The following is a 22230-nucleotide window of genomic DNA, read 5'->3' as shown; positions in this document are numbered from 1 at the left end:
AAGTGGAAGGGCGTCCCATGTGGGACGCCCTTCTTCGAAGCTCAGTGAGCCAGCGTCACTCGCCGGCCGGCACGATGTTGACGACCTTGCGACCGCGGCGCTTGCCGAACTCGACGTTGCCGGCGATCAGCGCGAACAGCGTGTCGTCGCCGCCACGGCCGACGCCTGCGCCGGGGTGGAAGTGGGTGCCACGCTGGCGGACCAGGATCTCGCCGGCGTTGACCAGCTGACCACCGAAGCGCTTCACGCCGAGGCGCTGGGCGTTCGAGTCACGACCGTTCTTGGTGCTCGCTGCACCCTTCTTGTGTGCCATTGCTCAGTCCCTTGATATCTGTCGACGCGTCAGGCGTTGATCGCGGTGATCTTGACCTGGGTGTACTTCTGGCGGTGACCCTGGCGCTTCTTGTAGCCGGTCTTGTTCTTGTACTTCTGGATGACGATCTTCGGGCCCTTCCAGCCGCCGATGACCTCGGCGGACACGGAGGCCTTGTCGAGACCGGTCGCGACGACGGTCTCACCGTCGACGGTCATCAGCACGGGCAGGGACACCGTCTCACCGACAGCCGCGGAGATCTTGTCGATCTCGATGACGTCGCCAACGGCGACCTTCTCCTGCTTCGCGCCAGCGCGCACGATCGCGTACACCGCGGTCTCCTTGCTTCGACTACCAGTGGGTCAAACTCTGTTTGTCCGCAGCACTGCACGGTGTGAACCGGGTGCCAGCGCGACGATGTGATGCAGGTACGCCGTGAGGCGGACCGACGGTCAATCGTAGGGCTGGAAACCCGCCTGAACCAAATCAGTGCAGCGGGGATCCGGGTGGATCCGGTCCGGGTCAGCGCTTGCGCGCGCCCTTCTTCTTGATCGGGACGTGCAGGGCGGTGGCGCCCTCCTCGTCCTCGGTCGCCTCGGCCGCGACAGGCGCGTCCTCGGAAGGTACGGCGGGTGCGACTGCCGCGGTGGAGGCACCCCGGCGGCGGGTGGTGGTCACCACGACCGGCTTGGGAGCCTCGGTGGACGCGGCCGCCGTCGTGACGACCTCCGTCGGCGCCGAGACCACGATCGGCTCGGGCGTGCTCGACGCGGTGGTCTGCGCGGCGCGGCTGGCGCCGCCACGGCGTACCTGGGTCACGACGACCGGCTTGGCCGGCTCGGGGGTCTCGGCAGGCTCGACCACCGGCTCCGGCTCGATCTCGGGATCGGCGACGACCTCGGGCTCCTCGACCGCGTCCTCGACGACGGTCGGGGTCTCGACCGCAGCGTCGTCGCAGGTCTCGGCAGGCTCGACCACCGGCTCGGGCTCGACCACCGACGGCTCCTCGACGTCGACCTCGGGGTCGACCGGGCCATGCGTCGACGCGAGCGCCGCGACGGCGACCGGTGACGGGACGGTCTTGGCGGCCTCAGCGGGCTTGGACTCGGCCGGCTTGGTCTCGGCGTTCTCGCCGCCCTCGCCACCGGTGCCCTTGCCGCGCCGGCGACGGTTGTTGCCGCGCCGCGGCTCGCTGTTCTCGGCGCCGGGGACGTCGCCGCCGCCGCGCTTGGGCTCGACCGGCAGGTCGTGGACGACCACGCCGCGGCCCTGGCAGTGGCTGCAGTTCTCGCTGAAGACCTCCAGCAGACCGGTACCGATCCGCTTGCGGGTCATCTGGACCAGGCCGAGCGAGGTGACCTCGGCGACCTGGTGACGGGTGCGGTCACGGCCCAGGCACTCGACGAGGCGACGCAGCACCAGGTCGCGGTTGGACTCGAGCACCATGTCGATGAAGTCGACGACGATGATGCCGCCGATGTCGCGCAGCCGGAGCTGGCGCACGATCTCCTCGGCCGCCTCCAGGTTGTTCTTGGTGACCGTCTCCTCGAGGTTGCCCCCGGAGCCGGTGAACTTGCCGGTGTTGACGTCGACGACCGTCATGGCCTCGGTGCGGTCGATGACCAGCGAGCCGCCGGAGGGCAGCCAGACCTTGCGGTCCAGGCCCTTGGCGATCTGCTCCTCGACGCGGTACGCCGAGAACAGGTCGCCATCGCCGGCGTACTTCTCGACACGGTCGGCGAGGTCGGGCGCGACGCCCTGGACGTACTCGTGCACGGTGTTCCACGCGTCGTCGCCCTGGATGACCAGCTTGGCGAAGTCCTCGGTGAACAGGTCACGGACGACCTTGAGGGTCAGGTCGGGCTCGCCGTAGAGGAGCTTGGGAGCGGTGCCGGTCTTGGCCTGCTTCTCGATGTCCTCCCAGCGGGACTTGAGGCGCTCGACGTCGCGGGTCAGCTCGTCCTCGGCCGCGCCCTCGGCCGCGGTGCGGACGATGACGCCGGCGGTCTCGGGGACGATCTCCTTGAGGAGGGCCTTGAGGCGCGCCCGCTCGGTGTCGGGGAGCTTGCGGGAGATGCCGGAGGTCGTGCCGTCCGGGACGTAGACGAGGAAGCGGCCGGCCAGCGAGACCTGCGAGGTCAGGCGGGCGCCCTTGTGGCCGATCGGGTCCTTGGTGACCTGGACCAGGACGGTCTGGCCGGAGGTCAGCACCGACTCGATCTTGCGCGGGGTGCCCTCCTTCCAGCCGAGGGAGGACCAGTTGACCTCGCCGGCGTACAGCACGGCGTTGCGGCCCTTGCCGATGTCGATGAACGCCGCCTCCATGGAGGGCAGGACGTTCTGGACGCGGCCGAGGTAGACGTTGCCGATCAGGCTGGTCTGGGACTCGCGGGCGACGTAGTGCTCGACGAGGACCTTGTCCTCGAGGACGCCGATCTGGGTCAGGTCCGGCTTCTGCCGGATCACCATGACGCGGTCGACCGACTCGCGGCGGGCGAGGAACTCGGCCTCGGAGACGATCGGTGCGCGGCGACGGCCGGCCTCGCGACCGTCGCGGCGACGCTGCTTCTTGGCCTCGAGGCGGGTCGAGCCCTGGATCGAGGTGATCTGGTCCTCGGCGGACTTCGCCGGGCGGACCCGGGTCACGGTGTTCGAGGTGCCGGAGTCGTCGCCCTCGTCGGAGCCACCCTCGCCCTCACGGCGGCGGCGGCGGCGACGGCGCGAGGAGGACGACGATCCGCCGCCCTGGCGCTCGCCGTCGGCGTTGCCCTCGGCGTCGTTCTCGGACTCGTTGTCGGAGCCCTCGGAGTCGTCGGACTGGTCGTCGCTCTCGTCGTCGGAGTCGTTGTCGTCCGCGCCGCCCTCGCCGTTGCCGTTGCCGGCACCGCCGGGCTTGCGGCGACGACGGCCGCCACGGCGACGCCGGCGACGCGGGGCGCCGTTCGGCGTACCGTCCTCGTCGGTGTCGTCCTCGTCGGACTCGTCGGCCTCGTCCTCGGCGTCGGCCGGGAGCTCCTCGTCAGCGGGCTTCTGGGCGGCCTTCTTGGCGGGCGCCTTCTTCGCTGCGGCCTTCTTGGCCGGGGCCTTCTTGGGCTGCTCGGCGTCGGCGGTCTCGGTGGCGTCGGCGGCCTCGGTGGTCTCTGCAGCCGGGGCGGCCGTCTTCTTGGCGGGCGCCTTCTTGGCGGCGGCCTTCTTGGCGGGCGCCTTCTTCTCCGGCGCCTGGAAGAGCACGGCGGGGGTCTCGACAGGCTCGACCACCGACTCGGGCTCGACCACCGACTCGGGCTCGACCACCGACCCCGGCTCGACCACGGACCCGGGCTCGACCTGGGGCGCGGCGGCCTTCTTGGCCGGTGCCTTCTTCGCGGGGGCCTTCTTGGCCGCTGCCTTCTTGGCCGGCGCCTTCTTGGCGGGCTTCTCGACGGGGGCCTCGGCAGGCTCGCCCGCCGCCTCAGGCTCGACCGGCGGGCCGGCGGCCTTCTTGGCTGCCGCCTTCTTGGCCGGGGCCTTCTTGGCGGGGGCCTTCTTGGCCGGCGCCTTCTTGGCGGGCTTCTCGACGACCTCGGGGGTCGTCTCGGTGGTGTTCTCGATGGGCGCGTCGGTCATTGCGCTACTCCTCGGGGCCGAGCGAGCTCGGTCTCCCCTGTGTCGTACGCCGCCGCACGCATGCGGACGACGTCAAGCCTGTTGGTAGACGACACCCTCCGCAGGGCGTCAGCTCGGGCCCGCTCCCCACCTGCCGCGGTCGCCCGGCTGGATCCCTGTCACTGATCCGCCGCATGCGTCGCGGTCTGGCGACGAGCCGTTCCGAGTTGTGCCGGTCCCTCAGCTGGTTGCTGCGGTGCCGGCGAGAACGTCGTCGGGTCGATCCTGGAGGTCCGACCTGTGGCGAGTATCGCACAGCGGTCCACCCGGCGGGCCATTAGCGGTTCGCCAGCGGGTCGCCGACCTCCGCGGCGTCACGGTCGAGGGTCCCCTGGCTCAGCCGGGTCAGCAGCGCGGTCGCCTCGGCCGGCAGCCCGCCGACCTCCCGGAGGCCGGTCATCACGTCGTCGGGACGTACGGCGGGCGTGCCGTGCTCGAGCAGCAGGTCCAACCGGCCGTTCTCGTCGGCGGTCAGCGTGACGACCGCAGCGCGGCAGTCGAAGCTGCGCAGCCCCTTCTTGGTCATCCGCTCGACCTCGACGGACCCGGCGGCGAGGAACCTCTCCGCGGCGGCCACGACCTCCGACGGCTCGGCTCCGACGATGTCGAGCTGCCAGCGGCTGGCCTGCAGGAGGTCGGAGAGCGAGCCGGCGAGCGTGTCCGCACCGTCGACGACAGCCACGATGTCGAGACCGTCGGGCAGGACGGCATCCAGGTCGCGGCGTACGTCCTCGGCGTCGCAGACCTGGGCCAGGCCCAGCTCGACGTACTCCGCCTCGCTGGCGGCGCCGGTCGGCGAGGCGCCGGCGTACGAGATGCGCGGGTGGGGGTGGAAGCCCGAGGAGTAGGCCATCGGGATGGCGGCGCGGGCGACCGCGCGCTCGATGGCACGGGAGATGTCGCGGTGGCTGGTGAAGCGCAGGCGTCCGCGCTTGGCGTAGCGGATCCGCAGCCGCTGGACGGGCGGAGCCTGCTGTTCGGGTTGCTGTCGAGCCACGCGCGCAGCCTAATCGCCGGGCCCGTCGGCCCCAGGCCTTAGGGTGCAGGCGTGAGCGAGACCAACGAGCCCGGGCAGCCGAACAACCCCGACCCGTACGGCGACGCTCCGACCTCGAATCCCTACGGCAGCGCTCCGCAGAACCCCTACGCGCCGCCGCCGGCCGCTCCGTCCGCTCCCTACGGCCAGCCGCCCGCGGCGCCGTACGGCCAGCCGTCGGTGCCGCCGAGCCCGTACGAGGCGCCGAACGCCAACCCGTACGCCGCTCCCCCGGCCCCGCCGTACGGCTCGGCTCCCTACGGCTCGGCGCCCTACGGCCAGCCCGGCTACCAGCCGCTGCCGACCGGGAAGACCGACGGCATCTCGATCGCCGCGATGGTCACCTCCATCGTCGGCCTCCTGGTCTGCCTGCCCGCCCCGGTCGGCATCGTGCTCGGCTTCGTCGGCCTGAGCCGCACCAAGCAGGGCCGCGCCGGTGGCCGCGGCTTCGCGCTGACCGGCGTGATCGTCGGCTTCATCGGCGTCCTCATCTGGGGCGTCATCCTCGCGTTCGCCATCGTCGACGCGGTCAAGAGCAACGTCACGCCCGACAACGCCAAGACCGGCCAGTGCGTCGACGTCGACCGCAAGGACAACACCTACTCGCTGAGCAAGACCACGTGCGACGAGGACCACGACGCCCAGATCATGTGGGTAGGGACGTTCGGAGAGATCAAGACCAACGTCTCGGCCGGGACGGCCCTCGGTGACCTGACCGAGTCGAACGCCTCGCGTGAGGTCTGCTCGCAGCTGGTCGGCCAGGCGACGATCACCCAGATCGGCGGTGGCGAGGCCTACAACTGGGCACTGATCGGCGACAAGAAGTCGTTGGACAACCCGAGCGACGGCGACAAGTACGTCTGCCTGCTCGAGGGTCGCACCAAGCTGACCTCCGACCTGCTCCACTGACGAACCTCACTCACTTGTGAGTGAGGCTCGCCCGGACCGGCCTCAGACCTGCTCGGCCTGATCCCTCGCCGCGCGCGCCACGGAGTCGCCGTGCGCGGCATCGAGCTCGGCAACGCCGGCGACCACACGGGTGGTCGGCAGCGGCGGGCGCTCGGTCTTGCGGGGGGTCCAGGTGAGGTCGACGAGGGTGACCTCGTCGTCGACCGTCACGACGACCGCGTCCGTGACGAGCGAGCGTGCGATGACGCGTACGTCGCGACCGTGCAGCGGGTGTCCCGGTGCCAGCTCGCGCAGCAGCTCGTCGGTCAGCGCGTCCGCGCTCTCGTCACCGCCGCGGAGGTCGAGGAACGGCTCGTCGAACTCGTGCGTGTCCGTCCAGGCCATGACTAGTAGACGACCTGGGTGACGGTGCCAGCGGAGGCGGAGGAACCGGCCCCGACGACCGCGAGCGGGAGCAGCTTCTGCCCGGTGGGGCCGATCTGGATCTCGGTGCCCATCTCCGGGCACACGCCGCAGTCGTAGCAGGGCGTCCAGCGGCAGTCCTCGACCTCGACGTCCTCACCGTTGGCGACCGCGAGGGCGTCCTCCCAGTCGGCCCACAGCCAGTCCTTGTCCAGGCCGGAGTCGAGGTGGTCCCAGGGCAGGACCTCGTCGTACTCGCGCGGGCGGGTGGTGAACCAGTCGACGTCGACGCCGGTGCCCTCGAGGGCCGTCGCGGCCGCGGACATCCAGCGGTCGTAGGAGAAGTGCTCGCTCCAGCCGTCGAAGCGGCCGCCGTCGCGCCAGACCTGCTCGATGATCCCGCCGACCCGGCGGTCGCCGCGCGAGAGCAGTCCCTCGACGATGCCGGGCTTGCCGTCGTGGTAGCGGAAACCGATGGCACGGCCGTACTTGCGGTCGTCGCGGACCGTGTCGCGCAGAGCCTTGAGCCGCTCGTCGGTCGTCTCGTGGTCGAGCTGCGGCGCCCACTGGAACGGCGTGTGCGGCTTGGGCACGAAGCCACCGATCGAGACGGTGCAGCGGATGTCGTTGCGGCCCGAGACCTGGCGGCCGGTCGCGATGACCTTCTTGGCCAGCTCGGCGATCTGCAGGACGTCCTCGTCGGTCTCCTCGGGAAGGCCGCACATGAAGTAGAGCTTCACCTGGCGCCAGCCGTGGGAGTACGCCGCGGCGACGGTCCGGATCAGGTCCTCCTCGGTCACCATCTTGTTGATGACCTTGCGCATCCGCTCGCTGCCGCCCTCGGGCGCGAACGTCAGGCCGGAGCGCCGGCCGTTGCGGGAGAACTCGTTGGCCAGCGTGATGTTGAAGGCGTCGACCCGGGTGGACGGCAGCGAGAGCGAGACGTTGGTGCCCTCGTAGCGATCGGCCAGGCCGGTCGCGACGTCGGCGATCTCGGTGTGGTCGGCGGAGGACAGCGAGAGCAGGCCGACCTCCTCGAAGCCGGTCTTCTTGATGCCGTTCTCGACCATGTCGCCGATGGTGGTGATCGAGCGCTCGCGCACCGGGCGGGTGATCATGCCGGCCTGGCAGAACCGGCAGCCGCGGGTGCAGCCGCGGAAGATCTCGACCGAGAAGCGCTCGTGGACCGTCTCGGCGAGCGGCACCAGCGGGTTGCGCGGGTAGGGCCACTGGTCGAGGTCCATCAGGGTGTGCTTGCGGACGCGCTCAGGGGCGTCCGGGATGTTGGGTACGACGGACACGATCGCGCCGGTGTCGTCGTACGAGACGTCGTAGAAGCGCGGGACGTAGACCGAGCCGGAGACGGCCAGCCGGCGCAGGATCTCGACGCGTCCGCCGGGGCTCCCCTCGCCCTTCCACTCCCGGACGACCTCGGAGATCTTGAGGACGACCTCCTCGCCGTCACCCAGCACGGCCGCGTCGATGAAGTCGGCGATCGGCTCGGGGTTGAACGCGGCATGGCCACCGGCGATGACGAGCGGGTGGGTGTCCCGGTCGACGGCGTGCAGGGGGATGCCCGCCAGGTCGAGCGCGTTGAGCATGTTGGTGTAGCCCAGCTCGGTGGAGAAGGAGAGGCCGAACAGGTCGAACTCCCCCACGGCGCGGTGGCCGTCGACGGTGAACTGCGAGATGCCCTTCTCGCGCAGGATCTTCTCCATGTCCGGCCACACGGCGTAGGTGCGCTCGGCGAGGATCCACGGGCGCTCGTTGAGCACCTCGTAGAGGATCTGGACGCCCTGGTTGGGCAGGCCGACCTCGTAGGCGTCGGGGTACATCAGCACCCAGCGCACCATGACGTCTCCAGCGACGTCGTCCCCCCACTCCTTGTGCACCGAGTTGAGCTCGCCGCCGACGTACTGGATCGGCTTGGAGACCGTCAGCAGGTGCGGCTCGATGACGGGGAAGAGGGACTCACCGGGCATGACCCGAGTTTAGTCGCGGAAGGTCAGCCGACCGATTCAGCAGCGGCGGCCGCGCGCTCGGCCGAGGCCGAGGTCTGGCGCAGCTCGACCTCGGGCATCAGCAGCAGCACCAGGAACGCGAGCACGCCGAGACCCGACGCGCACCAGAACACCGGCTGCATCGACTCGGCGAAACCCGCCTTGACGGCGTGCGCCGGCGCGGCGGGCAACCGCGCGATGACCGAGGAGTCCTCCTTGACGGTGGCCAGCTCCGCGGCGTACGGGCGAGGGTCGATGTGGCCCTTGACGAACTCGTCCTTGATGTGGGGACCGACGCCGTTGAACAGCATCGTCAAGAAGACGGCGACCGCGATGGTGCCGCCGATCTGGCGGAAGAACGTGGCCGAGGAGGTCGCCACGCCGATGGCGGTCGGCGGGACGGCGGACTGCACGGTGAGGATCAGCGGCTGCATCGAGTTGCCGACGCCGAAGCCGACGATCGCCATGAAGATCATGACCAGCCACAGGTGCGTGTCGGCGGTGATGTGGGCCAGCAGGAACATGCCGATCGCCATCACGACCGTGCCGAAGATCGGGAACAGCCGGGTCTTGCCGGTCCGGGAGATGATCTTTCCGGAGGCGATCGAGGCAGTCATCATGCCGGCGACCATCGGCAGCATCATGAAGCCGGCCTTGGTGGGCGAGGCGCCGTGCACGATCTGCATGTACAGCGGCAGCAGCATCATGCCGCCGAACAGGCCCGCGCCGACGATGACGCTGGCGACGATGGTCACCGCCGCGGGGCGGATCGTGAAGAGCTTGAGCGGGATCAGCGCGTTGAGCTTCATGTGCGCCTCGGCCGCGATGAAGAGGACCAGTCCGAGCACGGAGATCGCGAAGAAGACGATCGAGCGACTCGAGCCCCAGCCCCAGCCCTGGCCCTGCTCGAGGACGGTCAGCAGCGGCACCAGGCAGACCACGAGGGCCAGCGCGCCCATCCAGTCGATCCTGGCCTCGCGGCGTACGTGGTGGACGTGGAGCGTGCGCCACACGACGAGCAGCGCGAAGATGCCGATCGGGACGTTGACCAGGAAGACCCAGCGCCAGCCCGCGATGCCGAAGATCGAGGTCGTGCCCGCGAGGAAGCCGCCGATGACGGGGCCGAGCACGCTCGACGTACCGAACGTGGCCATGAAGTAGCCGGTGTACTTGGCGCGCTCGCGCGGGGAGACGATGTCGCCGATGATCGCCAGCACCAGCGTCATCAGGCCACCGGCACCGAGCCCCTGGACCGCGCGGAACGCGGCGAGCTCGTACATCGACTGGCTGAACGTGCACAGCACCGAGCCGATCGTGAACAGCGTGATCGCGAACATGAACAGCTTCTTGCGACCCCACAGGTCGCCGAGCTTGCCGTAGATCGGCGTGGTGATCGTCGAGGTGACGAGGTACGCCGTCGTGGCCCATGCCTGCAGGTCGAGACCCTTGAGGTCGTCGGCGATCGTGCGGATGGCGGTGCTGACGATGGTCTGGTCGAGCGCGGCGAGGAACATGCCGAGCATCAGGCCGGAGAGGATCGTGAGGACCTGGCGGTGGGTGTACTCACCCGATTCGGTTGACATCAGCAAACAACCTTACTCTCGTCAGCCGCGGACCAGCACCCGCTGGGCCGGTTGCAGACGGGCCCCGGGAGAAGCCTGGCTGCGCAGGTGGATGTTCTGCAGCAGGCCCACCGCGAGCATGCCCGCGAACATCGAGCTGCCGCCGTACGACACGAACGGCAGGGGTACGCCGGTGACGGGCATGATCCCCAGGCACATGCCGATGTTCTGGAAGGCCTGGAAGCCGAACCAGCAGGCGATGCCGGCCGCGGCCATCCGGCCGAACATGTCGTCGGTGCGGGCGGCGATGTGCAGCGCGCGCCACAGGACGATGCCGAGCAGCGCCACGATCACCAGGGCACCGACCAGGCCGAGCTCCTCCCCCGCGACGGTGAAGACGAAGTCGGTGTGCTGCTCGGGCACGAAGCCGGCCCGGGTCTGCGAGCCGTGGAACAGCCCCTGGCCGAACCAGCCGCCGTTGCCGACCGCGATGCGCGCCTGCTCGACGTTGTAGCCGGCGCCCTTCGGGTCGAGGTCGGGATTGGTGAACGCCATGAACCGGTCGACCTGGTACTGCTTGAGCGCACCGCTGACCACGGCGAGCGTGGCCACCACGACACCGGCCACGGCCAGGCCCCCGAGCCAGCGCTTGTCCGCACCGGAGGCGGCGATGACGCCGAAGACGGTGGCGGTCAGGACGAGCATGGTGCCGAGGTCGGGCTGGAGCAGGATCAGTGCGGCGGGCAGGCCGGCGACGGCGAGCATGAGCAGCACGTCGGAGGTGCCGACGCCCTTGCCCCACCGGCCCTCGCTGCGCTCGGCCACGACGAGCGCCATGCCGACGACGACCGCGAGCTTGGCCAGCTCCGAGGGCTGCAAGGACATGCCGCCGAGCATCAGCCACGACTTGGAGCCGTTGACGGTCGAGCCCATCACCAGCACGAGCAGCAGGCCGACGATGCCGGCGAGGTAGGCGATCGGGGCCAGGATCCGGACCCAGCGGTGGTCGGTGAGCGTCACCAGGCCCAGCAGGATCACGCCGATGAAGACGTTGACGACCTGCTTGTCCAGGAACGCCTTGGGGTGGCCCCCGGTCAGGGTGTCGCGATGGCTGGTCGCCGACCACACCAGCAGGCAGCCGAGCACGCTGAGCACCAGCACGGCGCCGAGCAGCAGCAGGTCGAGGTCGGCGGGTCTCGGCAGGCTCGACCAACGGTTGCGTCGGGACGCGGGTGCCTGGCGGATGCTGCTCACGAGCCCTCCTTGCGGGCCGGCGGAAGGATCGAGCCGTCCTGCCCGAACACCGGCAACGCGTCGGGCGGCGTACCTCCGGGGATGGCGTCCTTCTTGGGATCGACGTTCTCGGCCTCGATGCCGTAGAGCGTCTCCCAGACCTTGCGGACGGCAGGACCGACCGAGCCCGAGCCGGTGCCGCCCTGGGTCATCATCATGACCACGACGTAGTTCTTGTCGTACGACGCCACCCAGCCGGTCGACTGCTTGCCGAGGACCTCGGCCGAGCCGGTCTTGCCGTGCAGCGGGACCTTGTCGAGCGGGAAGCCGCCCATCTTCCAGGCCATCGTGCCCTCGCTCATCACGCCGGCGGTCGCCTCACCGAGGTAGCGGTGGACGTAGCCCGGCATGGGCACCTTCGCCTGGATCCGCGGGGTGATCCGCCGCAGCACCCGGCCGCTCGGCGACACGATCGCGCGCCCGATGGTCGGCTCGAAGAGCGTGCCGCCGTTGGACAGCGCGGCGTACGCCCTCGCCAGCTGGAGCGGGGTGACGACCGTGTCGCCCTGGCCGATCGCGAAGTTGGCCGCGTCGTACTCGCGGTAGGCCTCGCCCTCGATGCAGAACTCCTTCGCGAAGGTGTAGAGGAAGTTCGAGGTCTTGGCGTCCTGCGGCTTGTGCGCGATGCCGCAGTAGTAGGGCTTCATCTGCTTCCAGTAGGCCAGGCGCCACTTGCGGTCGGCGATGCGCCCGGACGACTCGCCGGGCAGGTCCACGCCGGTCGGCTTGCCGAAGCCGAACTTCTCGGCCTCCTCGACCAGCGGGTCCTTGGCGTTGACGTCGAAGGCGTCGGAGCCGTACTTCTCCCAGTAGTGCATGCCGACCTGGAAGAAGAAGGTGTTGCAGGAGACCTCGATCGCCTTGGCGAAGGTGATCGAGCCGTACGCCGCCGACTCGTGGTTGTGGAACAGCCGGTTGCCGATCCGGACCGCGCTCGAGCACGGGAGGACGGTCTTGGTGGAGTAGCCGTGGGTCAGCGCGCCGGTCGTCATGATCGGCTTCCACGTCGAGCCCGGCGCGAACTCGCCCTGGTAGGCGCGACTCAGGAGCGGCGTACCGGCCTTCTTGGAGTAGAGCCGGTCCAGCTGCTTCTGGGTGATGCCGCCGGTCCAGACCTCGGGGTCGTACGTCGGCTGGCTGGCCATCGCGACGATGCGGCCCGTCCGGGCGTCCATCACCACGGCCGCGCCGGAGTCGGCCGCGAAGCGGCGCCCGGTCACGGGGTCGACGGTCGCTCGCGCGGTCATGATCGCCTCGTGGAGCTGCTTCTCCACCACGCCCTGGACCCGGGCGTCGATGGAGGTGACGAGGGTGTCGCCGGGCTGGGCCCGCAGGTTGCCGACATCGCCGAGCACCTGGCCCGCGGAGCTGACCGCGACCTGCTGGTAGCCGGGCTGGCCCCGCAGCCAGTCGTCGTACTCACGCTCGAGCCCCGATCGGCCGATCACGCTCGCGCCGTTGACGGAGGTGTCGTCGTTGCCGGTGGCCCGCTTGAGCTCGTCGGAGGTGATCGGGCTGAGGTAGCCCAGGACCTGCGCGGCATTGATGCCGTACGGCGAGGGGTAGGCCCGCACGCTCTGCTGGTCGACCACGACGCCCGGGAAGTCCTCGGGCTGCTCCTCGATCCGCAGCGCGACGTCCTGGGCGACGTCCTCGGCGATCGGTACCGGCTGGAACGGCGAGCCGTTCCAGCACTGGCCGTTGACCGAGCCGGTCGTGCCGCAGAGGACGAGCTTGCGCTCGATGGCCAGCGGGCGCTTGCCGACCACGTCGGCCACCCGGCGCACGAGCCGCTTGCGCTCGCCGGGCTCCATCCGCTCGAGCACGCCGTTGTCGAGCGAGACCACCCAGACCAGGCGGTTGGCGACCAGCGGGCGGCCCTGGTCGTCGACGATCAGGCCACGCTGGGGCTGGACCACGATGTCGCGCATCGACTGCGCGGTGGCCTGTCCGCGGTAGGTGTCACCGGTCATCACCTGGAGGTAGAACAGCCGCGCGCCGAGCGTGCCGAGCAGCGACACCGCCAGGACCTGGATGACGATGAGGCGCAGGCAGCTGGTGCGCGCGTTGCCCTCGGTGTCCTGCGCGCTCATCGCAGGCCGAGGCGCGCACGGGGGCGCAGGGGCGACCGGCCGGACCCGCGGTGGGCACGGAGGACGACGGGTACGACGAGCGCGGCTCCGACCAGGTCCCAGACCAGTCCGACGCCGATGACCTGGAGCACCTCGTGGACGCTCAGGCCGAGGTCGTGCAGCACCAGGCCGGTGAGCGCGAAGACGGAGTTGCCGAGGAAGGAGCCGCCGAGGACGGAGACGACGACCACGCCGAGGCCGCTGCGCGGGCGGCCCAGGTCGGCCTGGTTGTCATGGCTGACCCGGCCCACGACGTACCCCACGGCCGTGAGCGCGAGCGCCCAGCGGCCGGCGACGTGGTCGGCCGGCGGGGCGACGTCGAGGAGCAGGCCGGCGAAGAACCCGGTCAGGGTGGCGAAGCGGGTGTCGGTGGCCAGCGCGGTGCCGACCACGACGAGCAGCACGGCACCCGGCACGGCGCCGTAGCCGGCGCGCGGCCACCCGAGCTCGGGCAGGACGGTGACCTGCAGCAGCAGCGCGACGACCACGAGGACCGCGGTCACGACGACTCGTCCGGTGTCCCTCATCGGAGGCCCCGCAAGGATCCGTCGGCCTCGATGACCCGGCCGCCGGTGCCCGAGGGCACCACCACGCCGACCAGGTCGAGGGCCGAGAAGTCGACGTACGGCTTGAGGACGGCGCGGTAGCTGGTCTCGCGCAGCGACTGGTAGACCTTCTCGACCGCGCCGATCGGAACGCCGGAGACGTACGGCGAGCCGTCGCCGCTCGCCCAGCTCACGACGGCCTGTCCGACGCGCGGCATCAGGGTCTGGTCGACCAGGTCGAGGTCGAGGCGTCCGCCGCCGGCGAAGCTGCCCTGACCGCGGACCAGGCCGAGCTTCATGGTGTCGCCGACCCGGCCGCCGACGGCGGAGTGCGCGTCGGTGAGGAGCAGGACGGTCGAGCTGTGCGAGCTGGTGGAGACGATCCGGCCGACCAGGCCGTTGCCGTTGACGACCGTCATGTCGGGGTGGAGACCGTCGCTGCTGCCGGCGTCGATGGTGACGGTGTCGCTGAAGGACTGGGCCGAGCCGAAGCCGCGGACGTGCGCGGGCTTGAGGGCGTAGCCCATGTCGCCGGCGATCGCGCGCAGCCCGTCGAGCTCCTTGATCCGGTTGGCGTCGTAGCCGGACTTGGCGAGCTGGGCCTTGAGCGCGTCGTTCTGGGCCTGGAGGTCGGCGACCTCGCCGCGCAGGTGGCCGTTGGTGCGCAGCGCGCCGGGGACGCTGACGATCGGGTGCAGGACGGTGCCCGTGAGGTCCTCGATCGGGCCGACGACCTCGCCGGCGACCCGGCGTACGGGATCGACCGGTGAGGCATCGCCGCTGGCCTTGTCGATGACCATCAGGGTGGTGACGGCCAGGACGAGCGCGACGACCAGGCTGCGGCTGGGCAGGCCACGGTCCTCGCGACGCTCGCGGGCCAGGCCGACACGGCGGATCGAGCCGCTGCTGGGGCGGATCGGCGCATCGGTGCCGTCCCCGGTGCGATCCGGGCGACGCGGCGGGAGGGTGTCCAAGGTCATCGGTGCTCTCAGAACCGTCGGGGGTTGGTGACCAGCACCTGCTGGAGCGCCTCGAACTGCTCCACACAACGGCCCGCGCCCATCGCGACCGAGATGAGGGGGTCCTGCGCGACGTGGATCGGCATGCCGGTCTCGTGGCGCAGCAGCTCGTCGAGACCCTTGAGCAGCGCACCGCCCCCGGTCAGCACGATGCCGCGGTCCATGATGTCGCCGGCCAGCTCGGGCGGGGTCTGGTCGAGCGTCACCCGGACCGCGTCGACCATCGCGTTGAGCGGCTCCTCGAGGGCATGGCGTACGTCGGCGCTGGTGACCGTGACCGTGCGGGGCAGGCCGGTGACCATGTCGCGACCGCGGACCTCGCCCTGCGGCTCCTGCTCGCGGGGGAAGGCCGAGCCCAGGCTGATCTTGACCTGCTCGGCCGTGCGCTCGCCGAGCATCAGGCCGTGCTCCTTCTTCATCCAGCCGATGATCGCCTGGTCGAGGTCGTCGCCGGCGGTGCGGATGGAGAGCGAGGTGACGATGCCGCCGAGGCTGATCACCGCGATCTCGGTGGTGCCGCCACCGACGTCGACGATCATGTTGCCGGTCGCCTCGTGGACCGGCAGGCCGGCGCCGATCGCCGCGGCCATGGGCTCCTCGACGACGTACACGCGTCGGGCGCCGGCCTGGTAGCCGGCCTCCTTGACCGCGCGCTGCTCGACCGGGGTGATCGAGCTGGGCACGCAGATGACCATGCGGGGCTTGGCGAAGTAGCGGCGCTTGTGCACGCGGGCGATGAAGTGGCGCAGCATCTGCTCGGTCGCCTCGAAGTCGGCGATCACGCCGTCCTTGAGCGGACGCAGGGCGGTGATGTTGTCCGGGGTACGGCCGAGCATCGCCTTGGCGTCGTGCCCGACCGCGATCACCTCGCCGGTCACGTCGTTCATCGCGACGACGCTCGGCTCGTCGAGCAGCACTCCCCGACCACGCACGTAGACGAGCGTGTTCGCGGTGCCGAGATCGACCGCCATGTCGCGGCCGATGATCGAGTTCGCCCTCACATGCTGAGGGTAGGAAAGTTAACCAGTGGGATTGGTGAGACTCGCCGCGTGTGAGGCGGAAGTCGGTCGCGGAACCGTCCTGGGGTCGCCTTGCGTCATGCTCATGAGGTCGAAGGAGGTCCGGGATGCGTCGGCCTCGCGGTGCCGACCACGATTGCGAGGAAACTGTGCGCGAACGACGAGTCGCGGGCGGGTCTCTCGTCGTTCGTGAACAGTTGCCGGCTCAGGGCACCGGCTATCTGCGCACGGAAGCGGGAGCGACGTCGGTGATGCGGTGGGACCCGGCGTACACGTTCATCGAGTCGCCGCGCAGGAAGCCGACGAGGGTGAGGCCGTTGGCCTCGGCGAGGTCGACGGCGAGCGAGGAGGGGGCGGAGACCGCGGCGAGCATCGGGATGCCGGCCATGATCGCCTTCTGGACCAGCTCGAAAGACGCCCGTCCACTGACGACCAGCACGCTGCTGCGGGCGGGCAGGCGATCGTCCAACGCGAGCCGACCGACGACCTTGTCGACGGCGTTGTGGCGACCGATGTCCTCCCGGGCGACGATCAGCTCGCCGTCCGGTGTGAAGAGGGCGGCCGCGTGCAGCCCGCCGGTGCGGTCGAAGACCCGTTGGGTCTGCCGCAACCGGTCCGGGAGATCGGTGAGCAGGTCGGCGTCGACGCGCAGCGGGTCCTGGGCGACCGACCAGCACGACTGCATCTCGACCGCGTCGAGCGACGCCTTGCCACACACCCCGCAGGACGACGTCGTGTAGAAGCTGCGCTCGAGCGTCCGCTCCGGCAGAGGTACGCCGGGGGCGAGTCGTACGTCGACGACGTTGAAGGTGTTGGCACCGTCGGCGGTCGCGCCGGCGCAGTAGCGCACGGTCACGACGTCGGCGGCGCTGCGCACGATGCCCTCCCCGACCAGGAAGCCGACGGCGAGCTCGAAGTCGGCCCCCGGCGTACGCATCGTGACGGTCAGGGGCCGGCCGTCGAGCCGGATCTCCATCGGCTCCTCGGCCGCGAGCACGTCGGGCTCTTGGCGGGCCACGCCGTTGCGCAGGCGCAGCACCCGCCGGCGCACGGTCACGCGGCCCATCAGGACACCGCCGCGGCGCGCTCGAGTCGTACGACGACGCCCCTCGGGTGCGCGGCGGACACGCCGGCCACCCACTTCCTGGGTGCGGCCGCGACCAGGTGGTCGCCTGGATCCACGTCGAGCTGGGTCACGATCTCCTCCGTTCTGGCGGGCCAGGCGCATCGAGACGCTGCCGAGAACCTCACCAGGATCGACAGTAGCCGGGTCGGTCGTCGCCTGGACAGGACGCCACGTGCGACTCGGCCCGACCTACGGGGAGGTCAGAGATGGGGGAACCAGAGCGCGATCTCGCGCGCGGCGGACTCCGCGGAGTCGGACCCGTGGACCAGGTTCTCGCGGTTGGAGAGGGAGAGGTCGCCGCGGATGGTGCCGGGGGCGGCCTTGCGACCGTCGGTGGCGCCGTTGATCGCACGCACGACGTCGATCGCCTCGTCGCCCTCGAGGACCAGCGCGACGAGCGGTCCGCTGGTGACGAAGGCGCGCAGCGGCGGGTAGAAGTCGCGCTCGACGTGCTCGGCGTAGTGCGCGTCGGCCTGGGCGGCGTCGATGTGACGGTGCTCCATCGCGACGATGGTGAGGCCCTTGGCCTCGAAGCGGGACAGGACCTGCCCGACCAGGCCGCGGCGGACGGTGTCGGGCTTGAGCAGGACGAGGGTGCGCTGGGTCACGGCGCGACTCTACCGACGCGCTCAGACCAGCGGACGCCCGGCACGGATGCGCCGGCGTACGTCGCGCAGGTAGAGGTTGAACGGCAGGTTGCGCACGAACCGCGGCAGGTGGTCGTTGACCCGGCCCGTCGTACGCGTGACCAGGTGGAAGAGGCGCTGGTGGCGCGGCGTCCAGCGGAAGCCGAGCTTGGCGCGCAGAGGCGCAGGGGTGAAGCCGATGTTCATGAACGTCAGCACGAGGGTGAGCGGCCGCATCCAGAACGGGAACATCTGGAACTTGTAGAGCATCCGGATGTAGTCGCGGGTGGCGGCGTCGATGTCGGCGTGCTCGATCCGGTCGTTGAACCAGGCGTAGAAGTCCGCACGGGTCGCGGGCCACTGCTCGCGCCGCATCTGCAGCGTGGTGCCGAGGATCGCCATCTGCTGGTAGATCCGCTCGGCGAGGTCGTCCTCGACCGGGCCGTGCAACGCCTCCCAGGTGTCGACCAGGCCGAAGTAGAGACAGCCGGCGACCCAGAGCTGCAGCTCGGGGTCGAACGCGTTGTACTTCACCGGGCTGTCGGCGTCGGAGCGGACGTGGCGGTGCGAGCCGTTGACGGCCTCCTTGTACGCCGCCCGCTCGGTGTCGGACCCGAGGACCGCGACAGCGAGGTAGGTGAGCGTCGTACGGCCGCGCTTGAAGGGGTGCTTGTCGATGCGGCCGCTCTCGACCTTCGACTCCATCACGCCGTAGGCGACACCCGGCGCACCGAGCATCTGCAGCGCGACGTTGGCGCTGCCGGCGTACAGGGCGGTGATGCCGTCCCAGTAGTCGCGCATGTCGACGGGCGGCTGGGTCTTGGTGGTCTGGGTGTCCATCCGGCTCTCCATCAGTAGGACTTCGGCAGGCCGAGCATCGAGGTGCCGATGTGCGCGAGCACGAGCTCCTCGGCGACGGGGATGTTCTTGGCGATCCGGGCGTCACGGAAGATCCGCTCGACCGGGTACTCCTTGGAGTAGGCCATGCCGCCGAGCGTCTGGAACGCCTGGTTGGCGGCCTCCCAGCCAACCTGGGCGCCGGTCAGCTTGGCGATGTTGGCCTCGTTGCCGCACGGGAGGCCCTGGTCGAAGAGCCAGGCCGCGTTGTAGGTCATCAGCCGGCCGAGCTCGGCCTTGGCCTTGATCTGCGCGAGCGGGAACTGGATCCCCTGGTTGGCGCCGATCGGACGACCGAACACCTCCCGCTGGCAGGCGTAGTCGGCCGCGATCTTGAGGGCGGCATCGGCGGTGCCCACACCGCCGGCGGCGGCCAGGATGCGCTCGGGGTTCAGGACGTCCCACAGGACGCCGAAGCCCTCGTCGACGCGGCCGATCACGTTCTCAGCGGGCACGCGCACGTCGTCGAAGAAGACCTGGCTGGAGCACAGGACGTTGCTCCCCATCTTGGGGATCGGGTTGAAGGACAGCGTCCCGGCGGCCAGCGCCTCCTTGACGTCGACCAGGAGCAGCGTGAAGCCGGCGGTGCGGGACAGGCCGTGGGCCTTGGTCTCAGCGGCGGGGATCGTTCGGGTGACCGCGACCATCCAGTCGGCGTTCTCGACGTTGGAGATCCAGATCTTCTGGCCCTTGATCAGGTAGTCGTCGCCGTCGAGCCGGGCAGCGGTCTTGATCTCGATGGCGTTGGAGCCGGCGTCGGGCTCGGTCAGCGCCAGGCAGAACTGCAGGTCACCGGTCGCCAGCCCCGGCAGGATGCGCTGCTTCTGCTCGTCGGTGCCGTGCCGGGTCAGGGTCATCGCGCCGAAGCCGGGCGTGGTCACGTAGAAGAAGCTGCCCGCCACTCCCCCGGACGCGCACAGCGTCATGTTGGCGACCGCGAGCTCGAGCAGGCCCTGGCCGCCTCCGCCGTACGCCTCGGGCACGCAGAGCCCGAACCATCCGCCGCTCGCGAGGTCGTCCCAGACCTCCTGCGGGAACCGGTGCTCCTCCTCGCAGCGCGACCAGTAGGCGTGGTCGTACTTGGCGGCGACGGCGGCCACGCCGTCACGGACGGCGAGCGCGGTGTCGGGAAGGGTGAAGTCCACGGTTCTCCTCGGGAGGTACGCCGCTCAGCGGCGCGTGATGGATCGGGCGACGAGATCGTTGGTGGAGCGCTGGAAGGCGCCGACGATGGCGTCGAGGGTGAGCTGGCGGAGCACGGCGAGGGTGTGCTCGAACTTCTCCACATCGCCACGCGAGTGCGAGGTCGATCGGTAGGGCTCGATGACCTGCTCGCGCATGATGTCGCCCAGCTCCAGGGCGAGGGTCTCCATGTTGCGCACGATGGCGCGACCGGCCTGGCGCATGCCGTCGACCGGGATGTCGAGGTCGAGCACCCGTACGCCGGCCTCGAACCCGTGGATCGGCGTGTAGCGGGTGCCGCGGTCGGTCTCCTCGGCGCGGACGATGCCCCACTCGACGACCATCTCGAGCTCGTCGTCGTCGAGGCGCCGCTTGGCGTGCAGCTCGAGCTGTCGGCGGGACAGGTCCTGGGGGCCGGGCAGGGTCCAGGACGTCAGCATCGCGCGCTGCACGGCGAGGTCCTCGAGGGTCGCGTCCTCGGGCAGGGAGCTGAGGTAGCGCTCGATCGCCAGGAGGGTGAACCCGTGCTCCTGCAGCGCGCGGATCATCTCCAGGCGGGCCAGGTGGACGTCGTCGTACCAGGCCATCCGGCCGCGCCGGCCGGCCGGCGGGAGCAGGCCGAGGCTGGCGTAGTAGCGGGTCGTCCTGACCGAGAGGCCCGCCGCGGCGGCCAGCTCGTCGACGGTCATCCCGTCGGCGCCACCGGCGGCCTCGTCGGCCCGAATCGCACTCATGACTGTCACAGTAGGACTGTTATCCGGTCGCCGCAACTGCCAGATTTACGCTTGACACTCGCTCTTGACGACACCGCGATGACGTATGTCACACTGCGACCGGACGTATCTACTGTCAGCGTCACCAACGATCGAGGGGGCCGGATGTCGGCAGGCAGCACCGGCTTCGCCGCCGCCGTACGCCGCCCCGTCGGCGAGGCCGCAGGGCTGCTCCGCTTCGCGCAGCGCACGTTCGTCGCGACCGGCCGGTCGATCGCCCAGGGGCGCTTCCCGCTCGCCGAGGCCGTGGTCCAGACCTGGTACGCGATCAAGGTCTGCACGCTGCCCGCGCTGGCGGTCTCCGTGCCGTTCGGCATCATCCTGGCGCTGCAGGTCGGCGTACTGGCCCAGGAGGTCGGCGCGGTCGCCTTCACCGGAGCCGGCAACACCCTGGCGGTCGTCCGGCAGGCGTCGCCCCTCATCACCGCGCTCATGCTCTCCGGGGTCGCCGGGTCGGCGATCTGCGCCGACCTCGGCTCACGCACCATCCGCGAGGAGATCGACGCCCTCGAGGTGATGGGCCTCTCGGTGATGGAGCGCCTCGTGGTGCCGCGGATGTTCGCGATCGTCACCGTCGCCGTGCTGCTCAACGGCGTCGTCATGTTCTTCACGATCATGACCACCCTGCTGGTCTCGGTGACCGTGCAGAACCTGCCGCCGGGCAGCTACCTCGCCTCGGTCACGACGCTGGCGCAGACGTCCGACCTCATCCTCTCGCTGGTCAAGGCCGCGGTCTTCGCCGTGATCTGCGCGATCGTCGCGTCGTACAAGGGCCTGGGCGCCAAGCGCGGCCCGACCGGTGTCGGCGAGGCGGTCACGAGCGCGGTCGTCACCAACTTCGTGATGCTCTTCGCGGCCAACTTCGTGATCTCGCAGGTCCAGTCCAGCCTGGTCGGGGGGCCGCTCGGATGAGCAACAGGATGGCCGGCACGGGGGCCGAGATCGAGGAGCTGCTGCTCACTCCCCTGGCGAGCGCCGGCGCGCAGGTCGTGCTCGCCTGGCGGGCGGTGCTCGCCCTTCCGGTCGCGCTGACCCGCTACCGCGCGGAGATCTGGCGCGTCCTCTCCGACGTGGCGCTCGGTTCCGGCATCTTCCTGGTCGGTGGCGGCGTGGTCGGCGTGGTGCTGCTGCTCTCCACCTTGACCGGCACCGAGGTCGGCCTCGAGGGCTACCAGGGCCTCGACGTGATCGGCCTCGCGCCGCTGACCGGCTTCATCTCCGGCTTCGCCAACACCCGCGAGCTGGCGCCGATGGTCGCCTCGCTCGGCTTCGCGGCGCGGATCGGCTGCGGCTTCACCTCGCGGCTCGGCGCGATGCGGATCAGCGAGGAGATCGACGCCCTCGAGGCGATGGCGATCCGGCCGATCCCCTACCTGATCAGCACCCGGCTGGTGGCCGCCTGGATCGTCGTGCTGCCGCTGTTCCTGGTCGGCCTGGTCGGCACGTACGTCGCCACCGACTTCATGGTCACCACCTTCTACGGGCAGTCGCACGGCACCTACGACCACTACTTCCGGACCTTCGTGGCGCCGATCGACGTCATCTACTCCGGCATCAAGGTGGTCGTCCTGACCACCGTCGTCACGCTGATCCACTGCTACCACGGCTTCACCGCGACCGGCGGTCCCGAGGGGGTCGGCCGCGCCACCGGCCGCGCGATCCGCGCGAGCATCATCTCCCTGACCGTCGTCGACATCCTGCTCACGCTGATCCTCTGGGGCGCGGACCAGCAGGTCCAGATCTCGGGCTGA

At 70.3% G+C, this 22230-nt stretch carries 21 protein-coding genes; 3 read left to right on the top strand and 18 right to left on the bottom strand.

Annotation, left to right across the window (positions count from 1 at the left end; translation table 11 throughout):
• Positions 1-55 precede the first annotated feature (55 nt).
• The 4 genes from rpmA to ACYVJ3_RS11150 form a co-directional block, all read right to left on the bottom strand.
• The gene (rpmA, locus tag ACYVJ3_RS11165; RefSeq protein WP_460853057.1) at positions 56-313 is read right to left on the bottom strand and encodes a 50S ribosomal protein L27; all 258 of its coding nucleotides are present in this window, start codon (positions 311-313) and stop codon (positions 56-58) included.
• A gap of 29 nt (positions 314-342) precedes the next feature.
• Positions 343-645 carry a 50S ribosomal protein L21 gene (gene rplU / locus ACYVJ3_RS11160; RefSeq protein WP_460853056.1) on the bottom strand — a complete coding sequence of 101 codons (303 nt, stop codon included), beginning with the start codon at positions 643-645 and terminating at the stop codon, positions 343-345.
• 190 nt (positions 646-835) lie between these two features.
• Positions 836-3919, bottom strand: coding sequence for an Rne/Rng family ribonuclease (locus tag ACYVJ3_RS11155; protein WP_460853055.1), 3084 nt, complete (start codon positions 3917-3919; stop codon positions 836-838).
• Positions 3920-4235: 316 nt separating this feature from the next.
• Positions 4236-4955 carry a TIGR03936 family radical SAM-associated protein gene (locus ACYVJ3_RS11150; protein ID WP_460853054.1) on the bottom strand — a complete coding sequence of 240 codons (720 nt, stop codon included), beginning with the start codon at positions 4953-4955 and terminating at the stop codon, positions 4236-4238.
• Between the two features lie 51 nt (positions 4956-5006).
• Between ACYVJ3_RS11150 and ACYVJ3_RS11145 the strand changes: the two genes are divergently transcribed.
• Positions 5007-5903: a DUF4190 domain-containing protein gene (locus ACYVJ3_RS11145; RefSeq protein ID WP_460853053.1), complete on the top strand. Its 897-nt coding sequence runs from the start codon at positions 5007-5009 to the stop codon at positions 5901-5903.
• A 42-nt stretch (positions 5904-5945) separates the two neighbouring features.
• Here the strand turns inward: ACYVJ3_RS11145 and ACYVJ3_RS11140 are convergent, their stop codons facing one another.
• The 14 genes from ACYVJ3_RS11140 to ACYVJ3_RS11075 all read right to left on the bottom strand — a co-directional run bounded on the left by ACYVJ3_RS11140 (position 5946) and on the right by ACYVJ3_RS11075 (position 20440).
• Positions 5946-6287 (bottom strand): hypothetical protein, encoded by a 342-nt coding sequence (locus tag ACYVJ3_RS11140; protein ID WP_460853052.1) that lies wholly within the window; start codon positions 6285-6287, stop codon positions 5946-5948.
• 2 nt (positions 6288-6289) lie between these two features.
• Complete coding sequence (locus ACYVJ3_RS11135) at positions 6290-8287, bottom strand: TIGR03960 family B12-binding radical SAM protein (RefSeq protein WP_460853051.1); 1998 nt, start codon at positions 8285-8287, stop codon at positions 6290-6292.
• A 23-nt stretch (positions 8288-8310) separates the two neighbouring features.
• The gene (locus tag ACYVJ3_RS11130; RefSeq protein ID WP_460853050.1) at positions 8311-9888 is read right to left on the bottom strand and encodes an MDR family MFS transporter; all 1578 of its coding nucleotides are present in this window, start codon (positions 9886-9888) and stop codon (positions 8311-8313) included.
• A gap of 21 nt (positions 9889-9909) precedes the next feature.
• Positions 9910-11121 carry a rod shape-determining protein RodA gene (rodA, locus tag ACYVJ3_RS11125; RefSeq protein WP_460853049.1) on the bottom strand — a complete coding sequence of 404 codons (1212 nt, stop codon included), beginning with the start codon at positions 11119-11121 and terminating at the stop codon, positions 9910-9912.
• Complete coding sequence (gene mrdA / locus ACYVJ3_RS11120; protein WP_460853048.1) at positions 11118-13253, bottom strand: penicillin-binding protein 2; 2136 nt, start codon at positions 13251-13253, stop codon at positions 11118-11120. Before mrdA ends, rodA begins: the two co-directional genes overlap by 4 nt.
• Positions 13250-13795 (bottom strand): rod shape-determining protein MreD, encoded by a 546-nt coding sequence (locus tag ACYVJ3_RS11115; RefSeq protein ID WP_460853047.1) that lies wholly within the window; start codon positions 13793-13795, stop codon positions 13250-13252. The genes mrdA and ACYVJ3_RS11115 overlap by 4 nt, the downstream gene beginning before the upstream one ends.
• Positions 13796-13815: 20 nt before the next feature.
• Complete coding sequence (mreC, locus tag ACYVJ3_RS11110; protein ID WP_460853046.1) at positions 13816-14817, bottom strand: rod shape-determining protein MreC; 1002 nt, start codon at positions 14815-14817, stop codon at positions 13816-13818.
• A gap of 8 nt (positions 14818-14825) precedes the next feature.
• A complete protein-coding gene (locus ACYVJ3_RS11105) occupies positions 14826-15857 on the bottom strand; it encodes a rod shape-determining protein (protein WP_460853045.1) in 1032 nt (343 codons plus the stop codon).
• Positions 15858-16092: 235 nt separating this feature from the next.
• Positions 16093-16941 (bottom strand): formate dehydrogenase accessory sulfurtransferase FdhD, encoded by an 849-nt coding sequence (fdhD, locus tag ACYVJ3_RS11100; protein ID WP_460853044.1) that lies wholly within the window; start codon positions 16939-16941, stop codon positions 16093-16095.
• A complete protein-coding gene (locus ACYVJ3_RS11095) occupies positions 16941-17072 on the bottom strand; it encodes a hypothetical protein (RefSeq protein ID WP_460853043.1) in 132 nt (43 codons plus the stop codon). The genes fdhD and ACYVJ3_RS11095 overlap by 1 nt, the downstream gene beginning before the upstream one ends.
• Positions 17073-17201: 129 nt before the next feature.
• Positions 17202-17609: a nucleoside-diphosphate kinase gene (gene ndk, locus ACYVJ3_RS11090; RefSeq protein WP_460853042.1), complete on the bottom strand. Its 408-nt coding sequence runs from the start codon at positions 17607-17609 to the stop codon at positions 17202-17204.
• Between the two features lie 21 nt (positions 17610-17630).
• Positions 17631-18467: an oxygenase MpaB family protein gene (locus ACYVJ3_RS11085; RefSeq protein WP_460853041.1), complete on the bottom strand. Its 837-nt coding sequence runs from the start codon at positions 18465-18467 to the stop codon at positions 17631-17633.
• Positions 18468-18478: 11 nt separating this feature from the next.
• Positions 18479-19669, bottom strand: a complete 1191-nt coding sequence (locus ACYVJ3_RS11080; protein ID WP_460853040.1) for an acyl-CoA dehydrogenase family protein — start codon at positions 19667-19669, stop codon at positions 18479-18481.
• 24 nt (positions 19670-19693) lie between these two features.
• Complete coding sequence (locus tag ACYVJ3_RS11075; RefSeq protein ID WP_460853039.1) at positions 19694-20440, bottom strand: MerR family transcriptional regulator; 747 nt, start codon at positions 20438-20440, stop codon at positions 19694-19696.
• Between the two features lie 144 nt (positions 20441-20584).
• Here ACYVJ3_RS11075 and ACYVJ3_RS11070 point away from each other — a divergent pair, with 144 nt between their 5' ends.
• Together ACYVJ3_RS11070 and ACYVJ3_RS11065 are read left to right on the top strand one after the other, a co-directional pair.
• Complete coding sequence (locus ACYVJ3_RS11070; RefSeq protein ID WP_460853038.1) at positions 20585-21391, top strand: MlaE family ABC transporter permease; 807 nt, start codon at positions 20585-20587, stop codon at positions 21389-21391.
• Positions 21388-22230, top strand: coding sequence for an MlaE family ABC transporter permease (locus ACYVJ3_RS11065; RefSeq protein ID WP_460853037.1), 843 nt, complete (start codon positions 21388-21390; stop codon positions 22228-22230). Before ACYVJ3_RS11070 ends, ACYVJ3_RS11065 begins: the two co-directional genes overlap by 4 nt.

The sequence above is a fragment of the Nocardioides montaniterrae genome, assembly GCF_054782655.1.
This window is presented reverse-complemented; position numbering and strand designations above follow the sequence as displayed.